This window comes from Candidatus Hepatincolaceae symbiont of Strigamia maritima (genome assembly GCF_055505085.1).
Genome location: NZ_DBKDTU010000145.1, coordinates 1 through 8,501 on the forward strand (window position 1 = coordinate 1; position 8,501 = coordinate 8,501).

At 29.1% G+C, this 8,501-nt stretch carries 4 protein-coding genes; all 4 read left to right on the forward strand.

Annotated elements, in window-relative coordinates; genetic code table 11:
• Positions 1-605: 605 nt before the first annotated feature.
• The gene (locus ACQCX0_RS03765; protein ID WP_462562841.1) at positions 606-2,834 is read left to right on the forward strand and encodes a TonB-dependent receptor; all 2,229 of its coding nucleotides are present in this window, start codon (positions 606-608) and stop codon (positions 2,832-2,834) included.
• A 46-nt stretch (positions 2,835-2,880) separates the two neighbouring features.
• Positions 2,881-5,199 carry a TonB-dependent receptor gene (locus ACQCX0_RS03770; RefSeq protein WP_462562842.1) on the forward strand — a complete coding sequence of 773 codons (2,319 nt, stop codon included), beginning with the start codon at positions 2,881-2,883 and terminating at the stop codon, positions 5,197-5,199.
• Positions 5,199-5,813, forward strand: a complete 615-nt coding sequence (locus ACQCX0_RS03775) for an energy transducer TonB (protein WP_462562843.1) — start codon at positions 5,199-5,201, stop codon at positions 5,811-5,813. The genes ACQCX0_RS03770 and ACQCX0_RS03775 overlap by 1 nt, the downstream gene beginning before the upstream one ends.
• Before the next feature lie 269 nt (positions 5,814-6,082).
• A partial coding sequence (locus ACQCX0_RS03780) for a DEAD/DEAH box helicase family protein (RefSeq protein WP_462562844.1) occupies positions 6,083-8,501 on the forward strand: 2,419 nt, incomplete at its 3' end.

An 8,501-nucleotide genomic window follows, 5' to 3' on the forward strand; every position in this document is an offset into this window, starting at 1 on the left:
CCGAGATCTACACTCTTTCCCTACACGACGCTCTTCCGATCTTGGTTATGTTTATACATACTTTGTTCTTAGAATTACTAAAAAAGAAAGTCCAGACTTCTTGTTTATGGGTGAAGTCTCCACGTTTATAAACTAAAAGAACTAACTTCTTATTTACAATATAGCTTTCTCTTTGTAATTCTAGATTTTTATGGTTAATATTTTTATAGAGTTTATTCCAATTATTATAAACTTTATAATTATAGAGAATCTCCCAAAGGGTTTCAATATCTCCCTTGAAGTAAAGTTTTTTACGAAAAATATTAGGTTTTGCCCTAAGAATACCAGTATAATTCATAATGATAAAACTCATTATACATAAAATAATTATTACTTCAGCAAAACTTAGAATCATGTGTATCTCTTCAAAAATTAATAATACTAAATTATAAAAACTAAAGCTAAACTTATCAAGTTATTAATAATATATAGTAAAACCCAAGTTTTTCTTCAAAAATAGTGATATACAAGTATTAGTTGACTTTATTAGTTGGTTTATTATATTATTAAATAATAATGAAATAATAATGATTATTACATAATGAATACCTAATAAAGAGAATAAAATGAAAAAAACAATATTGGCAATAAAAATCTCTAAATTAATAGCATTTTTGGTAGCAACGTTTGTTCTCCCTAATATTGCAACATTGGTATTTGCAGAAGAAAATAATCTATCTGCTCTTTCATCAACAGAATCCTTACAAACAACATTTTCACAAGGCAAATCTGATAATCCTATAGAAAATCCTCAAACTAAGGAAATAACTATCAATGTAAGGGAAGTACATAATTTTATTACCTCTAAAGATTATTATAAGGGTGCTGAGATATTTAATAAAAGTACTTTGGGAGAAATTTATAATAATTCTTTATATGATGCTCTAAGTAAATTTGTGGCAGTAAATATAGGTGCAGATTACAGAGATACCATTGATATTAGAGGGCAAGGTGGAGTTGATAGCAGACGTAATGTGCAAATCTTAATAGATGATGTGCCTACTAATCCCTTAAATTATACATCATATAATTTTCACGGCTATGATGTTATACCATTAGAAACACTAGACAGTATAGAAATTATCCCAGGTGGAGGTAGTGTCATCTACGGTAGTGGCGTACAGGGAGGAGTGGTTAACTTGTACACTAATTTTAGAACTAATGCCAATCCTGAAAAATCTATATATTTTTCTTATGGTTCCTTTGACACTAGAAAAGTAGGATTATCCCTAGGAGAATCCCTAATAGATGATAAACTCTTTTTGCAATTTAAGTACGGTGGTGAAGCATCAGATGCTTATTTAAAAGGAGAGTATAAAAATACTGATTTTTACTCTTTTGCTACTAAAGCCGCACTTACAGAGAATCAAAGTATCGGTTATGCCTATACATATTATACAGTAGAAGGAAAATTCTCTACTGTAGTTACAAAAGTAGCTACAGAAAAAGATTGGCGGGTCGCAGGTGATTTAATTGATAGGGATAGAACTATAGCTACCCATAAAATAATTTATCAAGCTCTATTTAATAACGTTAATATAGATAATTTACTTTTTTATAGTGAAAATGAGAGAAATTGGGATCAGGTGGACACTGATCCCAAAGCAAAAACTAGAATTAAAGGATTTAATAAAAATTTTGATAAAGGCAACAAAGCCAAACTTAGAATTTATTACGATACTGTCAAAAAAAGTTCTTTATTAATAGGAAACGATTTAATAGAATCTAAACAAAAAGTGGCAGTAATGGGTAGTGATATTGTCTATAAGAAAACTACCATAGCTTTTTTTGCTTTAAATAAAACTTACTTCTTTGATAAACTCTATACTACCCAAGGTTACAGATTTAACCGTGATTTATGGGATAGAAATAGTTCAGCAGGTCAAATTCCTACGGGGCAACCCTCAAGACCTGGTCAGAGACCTACTATGAAAGCTCTTCCCAATAAATCTTTTAAAAACTCTTATAATAATTATGCCTTTGAAGCGTCTTTAGGTTATGATTATAGAAAACAAGGAACTATATGGAGTAGAATGGAGCGTGGTTTTACAGCTCCTGAAGCAAGGCAATTAATTGATACACAAAGTGGTATCATCACTAATACTAATGCTAAGTATGAAACTTTTATTACTTATGAAGTAGGGGTTGAAGATATGATTACCCAATCTACTTATTTTAAAGGGGTTCTGTTTTATACGGATACTAGAAATCAGATTAATGCTATTTTAGCCGGACCATATGGTAGTAACGGAACTTATCATGTAAATATAGGGGAGAGCCTTAGAAAAGGTTTTGAGCTTAATCTTGAACAAAAACTCTTCTCAAGTTTAGATCTTTTCATAGGAATATCTTATGTAGATGCAAAACTTAAAAAAGCTGACGCTGATGCTCTTTATGATGTAGTTGGGTTAACTCCTGCAGAAATAGCCACCCAAAAACAAACTCTTAAAGATAGTAAGGGTAAAAAACTTGCTAGGGTTACTCCTTGGTTACTCAATGCTGGCTTTAAATATCAAATTATAGAACCTATTAGTTTTACTACCACCCTCAATTATGTGGCAACACATGTTCCTTTTTTTAATCAGCAAAATAAAAAACTAGGAGAGCGGGTAATTACTAATATTGGGTTAAGGTATGTAAAGGATAACTTTAATATAGGAGCTGGGATAAATAATCTTTTTAATAAAAAATATTATTTAGGTGCCGGAGAGCTTCACTATGACGGGGTTGAGATGAATACAGTGCGTCAGGGAATCGAGAGAAATTACTATCTAGCAATACGTTATGTTTTTTAATACAAAGTAACAACTAAAAGAAGGATATGGGGTAGGTAACTAAAAAATGCAAACAATACATAATAAGAGAGATACCGTGAGAATTAACGTACAGATTAATGAGAGAAATAATTCTAACCTCTACAATAGTCTTACAATAGTTGGTAGCAATATTATCAATAAATCAGCTTTTAAAGATGGGGTAATATGTACCAATTATATAAGTGGTATATTGATACTTCTCAAAATATTAATAATGATAACTCTGCTTTTATTAAACTTCTCCTTATCAAAAGCAGAATCTTTGCCTAATAATGAATCCTTATCTAATGAGAAGAAAACAGATGTTACAAAAGCAGAAGAAAGTGTGGTAATTAATGTGCAAGCAACCAAAGATATTAATGTTCCTCAAGAATATAATAAAAATGCCCAAGTTATTGATAGTAGTATGTTGCATGAAGGGAACCAAGGGACAATTAATGATGTATTGAAGAAAATACCTGGTATTACAGTTGGTACAGACTTTAGAAATGTCATTGATATTAGAGGGCAAGGAGAGAAAAGTCGTGCTAATGTACAAGTATTAATTGATGATATGCCTCTTAATCTCTTAGATAATTTCCATTATTTTCCAGGATATGACATTATACCATCTGAAACTATAGATAAGATAGAAATTCTACCCGGCGGTGGTAGTGTAATTTATGGGAACGGTACCCAAGGAGGGGTAGTTAGTATGCTAACTAATTTTAGAGTTTCCTCAAAACCTCTGAATTCCGGATATTTCTCCTATGGTTCTTTTAATACCAAAAGAATAGGAGTTAATACTGGGAAAATCCTTTTTAATGATAGATTATTTTTGCAAATGAATTATGGAGGGGAAACAAGTCAGGGATATCTAAGGAATGAATATGCCAATACTGATTTTTATTCCTTTGCTTCTAAAATTTTTCTAACTAAAAAACAAATTTTAGGTTATGCCTATTCTAAGTATAGTGAGGATGGTAAATATTCAGGTATTGTATCCGCTAAGAGAAGAAAGGAAAGCGACGGAGATTGGCGAGTGTCAGGAACAATATATGATAGAAATAGGGTGGCAGAAACTCATAAATTAACTTATAAGGGAATCTTTAATTATGTTTTATTAGATGATATAGGGTTTACTTCTAAAAGTAATTTTACAATTCCTAAAAAAGGCACTCTTTCTAGTGATACTAGGGGAAATAAATCTAAAATGAAACTTTATTACGGCACTAATCAAAAAAGCTCTCTCTTAGTAGGTAATGATATCATAGAAGTAAAGCAAAAGTGGGAAATATACTCAAGCAAACCTAATAAAACTATCTTTAACTATAAAAAAACCACTCAGGCAGTTTTTGCCTTAAATAAAATTTATCTTGGTAACTTCTATTCTACCCAAGGCTATAGATATAATAAAGATTTATGGAAAAAAGGCGGACCAATTGGTGTGTTAGGCAGTTATAGCAAAACTTATGCTACTTTTAACAAAAATTATATTCATTATGCAACTGAAGCCTCCATTGGTTATGATTATAGAAAAGACGGTAGTATCTGGGTAAGACGTGAAACTGGTTTTACCGCTCCTGAAGCTCACCAGCTAACTGATAATTATGATGGTTTATATAAATTAGCAGATCTTAAATATGAAACATTTGTTAGCTATGAAGTAGGGGTTCAGGATATGCTCACTCCCTACACCTATGTACGTTTAGTAGCTTTTAATACCGATACTAATAATGAAATAAATATTCTATACCTTACCAGTGGTACAAGGCATTCTGCTGCTATTAATCATGGTAATACTACCCGTAGAGGAATAGAATTAACTTTAGAACAAGATTTAAAAGTAGCGGGTAGTGTCTTTCAGAATCCGATGAGTGTTTTTTTCAGTGGAGTTTATGTAGATGCTAGGTTCAAAAAATCTAATCTTGTTGCTTTAGATAAAGTAAAAGATAGAATTAAAGGGGTACCAACCAATACAGGACAACAGATCTTAAAAACAATAGAAAAGAAACGTGAGGCATATATAAATAAAGAAGGAACACTCATAGCTAAAGTTCCTCCTATTAGTTTAAATATGGGCTTTAAATATCAAGTTAGCGATTTTTGGCAACTTAAAACTACTGTTAATTATATATCACCGCATCTGGCAATGGTTCATAATGATAACAGACAAGAGGTAGAAGCAGAAGTAGGCGACAGATGGCTAACTGATATAGACTTGAGATATATTAAAAATAATATTAATATAGGAATTGGAGTAAAAAATTTGTTTGATGAAAGATATTCTGAAACTATTTCTGTAACTACAGTTAGGCATGCTATGGAGAGAAATTATTATATTGATATAAGATATGTATTTTAATGTTAGCAACAGTAAAACCGAAAAACTCTCAATATTTTTATTTAATAGCATCTATAAGCTTACATAGTTTATTTTTTGGTTGTTTAATTTATTTTACGTTTTTCAATAATAAAGAGCAGTATATTAGAATTAATATTAGTAATAAAGGAGCTCCTAGTGTTAGTATGGTATCAAGTGTAGCTAACAACGCCACTTCTCCTAATCAAAAAAAAACTAAGCTTAAAAAACACAGTTATCAGAAATATCAACCTCAAATTTCTAAACCTAAACAAGAAGTACAAACTCAAAGTCAGATTTCTGCTAAGGCACTTGGTACCGGCGGGGAAGCAGTAAGCGGTTCAAATGTAATTCCGGTGATAGAAGATCAAAGTTTGCTTGATTATAAAGCTCCTCAGTATCCTAAAAAAGCCATTGAACGTAATCAACAGGGAGAAGTTATTATCAGATTTTTAGTAAGTAAAGACGGTATTATTAAAAATAGTATTATTCATAAATCTTCAGGTTATGTTTTATTGGATAATTCCGTAATGGATATGGTGAAATATTGGAATATTCCGAGGAAGCTTTTACAAGATACATGGGTTCAAGTAAGAGTTAACTTTATTATTAATTAAGATAATAACATACAAAACCCAAATCACTCAAAATTATTAAGCTTGTTGCAATATTTAATCTAAATAAGATTAAGAAATAAATCAAAGAAAGAAAAAATTAAAATAATGAAATTTGAAAAACAAGAATATCAAACTAATTGTGTGAATAATATTGTTGAATTATTAAAGGATTTTGATTTTAAGGAGCCTAATTTAGAAACATTAATCCAATCGTTTAAGTCTTTTCATAAAAAAAATGGTAAGGATATTCCATTAATATATCTAATAGAATGAATATAGATATATTAATGGAAACAGGCACGGGTAAGACATTTACCTATATTAAAACTATGTTTGAACTTCATAAGCAGTATGGGGTAAATAAATTTATAATTTTTGTTCCAAGAAAAGCAATTAAATTAGGAATTAAGCAAAACATTAAGCTAACCAAAGAATATTTTAAAATAGAATATGCTAAGGAATTACAAGTGTTTGAGTATGAAGGAACACAAAATAAGAAAAAGAGTTCTATCCCAATTGGCGTTAGTAAATTCATTGATGAAGCAGATAAAAATATCTCTGTATTAATTTTAACTAATGGTTCCATAGACAAAAAAGATAATATTTTAAACCGAGAGCAAAAAAAAACCTTATTTACAGGAATCCAAACAACAAGAAGACCCTTAGAAGCACTACAAAAAATTAATCCTGTGGTTATAATAGATGAACCACATCTTCTAAAAGGAAATAAATTTATTGAACAATTTAAAGGCTTTAAAAACATGCATTTAAGGTTTGGTGCAACGTTCCCTAAAGAAGATAATCACAAATTGTCTAACATGGTATATGCACTAGATAGTATATCTTCTTTTCAACAGTATTTAGTAAAAAAAATTAGAGTATCAACTCTAATTAATTCAAATCAAACAATCAAACTTATTGGTACTAAAAATAAAACATTACAAATTGCTTATTTTTATAATAATGAAGAAAAAACATGTACTCTTAATATAGGTGAAGATATAGGTGCTAAAACAGGATTAGAAGATTTAGTAGGAGTTGTGTGTACAAATCTTAAAAAAGATATAGCATATTTATCAAATAGTAACTCTTATGAAAAACATGCTTATGTGATAGATGAGGATGAAAAAAGAAACTTAATAAGCACAACTATTAGTAAACATTTTGAGAAGGAAGAATATTTATTCAAACAAGGTATTAAAACCCTATCATTATTTTTTATTAACAACATAGCAGATTTTAAAGGTGATAATCCTATTATCAAAAAGCTTTTTGAAGAGGAATATAAGCATAAAAGACAAGAAATAATTACTAATAAGAATATAAATAAAGAATACAAACAGTATTTAGAAAATGATTATAAAAATGAGAGATTACAAGTACATGAAGGTTATTTTTCTACTTCTAACGGCAGTAGAGAAGAACAAGAGGCAGAATCAATCAATCTAATCTTAAATAAAAAAGAAGAATTATTATCCCATAAAACACCCTTACGTTTTATTTTTTCTGTATGGGCGTTGCAAGAAGGTTGGGATAATCCTAATATTTTTAATATATGTAAATTAAGTTCCACCACTTCAGATATATCAAGAAGACAACAAGTAGGACGTGGTTTAAGGATTGCCGTAAATCAGCAAGGTCGTAGATTAACTAAAAACTTTTTATCAGATAACGAAAATAAGTTTTATAATATTAATACCTTAGAGGTAATAGTATCAGGGCAGGAAGAACAGTTTATTTATAATCTACAAGCAGAAATCAATGATAATAGCTATATAATAACAAATAGTTTTACACATGAAGATCTCAAAACAAAAACTAGACTTAATGATAGAGAAATAAGTCAGTTTATTATGAAATTATACGATAATAATATTATTTCTTTTAACGAAAATGAAGATAAATATTATATCAATTCATTAATTTATAGTTTTATGCAAAATAATATGCAAGAATTTGTTTTTTTATCAGAATCATCTAAAGAACAATTGCAAAATATGTTTAAAGAAAGTGAAAATAGACAGAGTCAAATAGAAAATGCTAATCAACCTAAAACTAAAGTTAAAATTAATCAAGAGCGAAATAAAGAGTTTGAAGAATTATGGAGGTTAATAAATACTAAGGCAAATATCATATATAGTAAAGATTTATCAGAAAAGCTTGATAAATTAGGTCAAGAGATTAGCGAATCTTTTTGTAGGATAACAAGCATAAATCCAGTTAATACTATAATTAAAACAGAAGAATATGATGCAAAAAAGAATATTATAATACCAAAAGAGCACAAAATAGTGGAGAGAAGAGATTTTTTTAAAAATCCTAACTTCTATAAAGAGTTTATTTTTGATATTGTAAAAGAAAGTGAATATCCATTGCTATTTATTTTGAAAGTTGTAAATACGTTAATAAAAAACCCCCAAGGTAGGCAAAATATTATTAACAATCCTAAATATGCAAAACAAGAATTATTAAGGTCTATATTAGATAATTGTAACAAGTATATGCTACAATCAGTTAGTTATAACTTAGAATCAATCATTGAAATAAGTAATATTTCTATTTTAGAAAAAGATGAAATAGACTATACGCTTCTTGGTAAAAAACTAGATGAAAACCAAGAACCACCTAAACACTATTTATATGATAAAATAGTATACGATAGCCAAATAGAAAGATTTGTTACAAAAG